The organism is Bowmanella yangjiangensis (assembly GCF_017255015.1).
GTDB lineage: Bacteria > Pseudomonadota > Gammaproteobacteria > Enterobacterales > Alteromonadaceae > Bowmanella > Bowmanella yangjiangensis.
Window position 1 is genome coordinate 1 of record NZ_JAFKCS010000192.1, and the last position, 1,511, is coordinate 1,511.

Sequence of the window (1,511 nt, forward strand, 5' to 3'; positions counted from 1 at the left end):
CGGAAGCTGCCCATCAGCAGGCCCAGCGGCACCGCCACCAGAGAAGACACGACGAAGCCGATCAGCACCACTTCCAGGCTGGCCAGCACATGCTTGCTCAGGGTGCCGTCGGCGGCCAGGCGCACGCCAGCGGCGACCACATCGCCAGGGGTCGGCAGAAACATCGACGGCACCACGCCGCCATAGGACAGGACGGCCCACAGGCCAAGCACCAGCAGCCAGCACAGGCCGCTGACACCGAGCACCAGACGGCCCGGCAGATCGACTTTCGGGGTCAGGCAGCGCTGCACCCAGGATTTTTGCGTGGCCATGAACCACCTCGTGTTGCGGGTATTGAAGAAGCTGAGCGCGCAGTCGGCCCCGCTGCCGCTGGGGCGGGCACCGTGGGGGCGCTTCAGCGGCGACGCTCGCGGCTGAAGCCCCTCCCACAGGGCCCCTTCTGCACAGAAGGGTTACGGCGTGACGAACGAGGTATCCACCAGGTCCTCGTAGCTCACCGCGTAAGGCTTGCCCTGCAGGCTGCTCCAGGTTTCGTTGGCCAGCTTGATGATCTCGGCGATGTCACCGGCCTTGCCGGGAGTACCGAGCAGCTTCTCGCTCATGGCCTGGTCGTAGAACTTCACGCCCTTGGCCGCTTCGGCCAGGTCCTTGGGATCGGACAGGTAGCCGCCAACGCCCTTGGCCATGATCTCGTGGGCTTTCTCCGGCTGCTTCTCGATGACGTCGCAGTCCAGTGCCACCACGTCGACGATCACGCCGGGCGTCTCGCCGCTGTCGACCAGCACCTTGCCGCTGCCCTTCTGCTTGACCATGGTCAGGTTCGGCTCCCAGGTCACCGCGGCGGGCACGTGGCCGGCGATGAAGGCCGAGGCGGCGTCGTCGGCCGTCATGTTCTGCACCTCGATGTCGCTCATGCTCATGCCGGCCTTCTTCAGCAGGTAGCTCAGCCAGAACTGCGACACCGACCCCTCGTTGACCGCCACTGCCTTGCCCTTGAGGCCCTGCACGTCGGCGATGCCCTCCTGCACCACGATGCCGTCGCCGCCGTGGGATTCGTCCAGCGCGGCCACGGCCTTGAAGCAGAAGTCCTTGGAGCGGTACTTGAGGATCTCGTCGATGGTCGAGGCCGAGCCGGACAGCTTGCCCGAGGCCTGAGCGGCCATGTACATCGAGGCTTCCTCGATGGTGGTCAGCTGCAGGTCGAGTCCGGCGTCCTTGAAGTAGCCCAGGTCACGGGCCAGGTACAGGGTGCCGTAGCCGACCCAGGTGGTGTGGCCGATGGACAGGGTCCCGGCTTGGGCGCTGGCGGCCATGCCGGCAGCCAGTGCGGTGCAGGCGAAGGTACGGACGAAACGGTGGCGCAAGGATGATTTCATGAAGCACTCCCACAGCCTGTTGGCTCGTTATTGGTTTACGTGGGGCAGGATTGGCCAGGGGCCGAATTGCATGTGCATGGGGCCAGCCTCGTCGGGCCGATCCTGGTTCTTGCCGCCCTCTGCGGGGCGGTTCCG

The 1,511-nt window shown here is 66.1% G+C and carries 2 protein-coding genes; both read right to left on the minus strand.

The window, feature by feature from the left end; genetic code table 11:
• On the minus strand, positions 1-311 hold a 311-nt coding region (locus tag J0A65_RS23230; RefSeq protein WP_416135325.1), incomplete at its 3' end, for an ABC transporter permease.
• Between the two features lie 141 nt (positions 312-452).
• Positions 453-1,376, minus strand: a complete 924-nt coding sequence (locus J0A65_RS23235; RefSeq protein ID WP_206596663.1) for an ABC transporter substrate-binding protein — start codon at positions 1,374-1,376, stop codon at positions 453-455.
• Between the last annotated feature and the right edge of the window lie 135 nt (positions 1,377-1,511).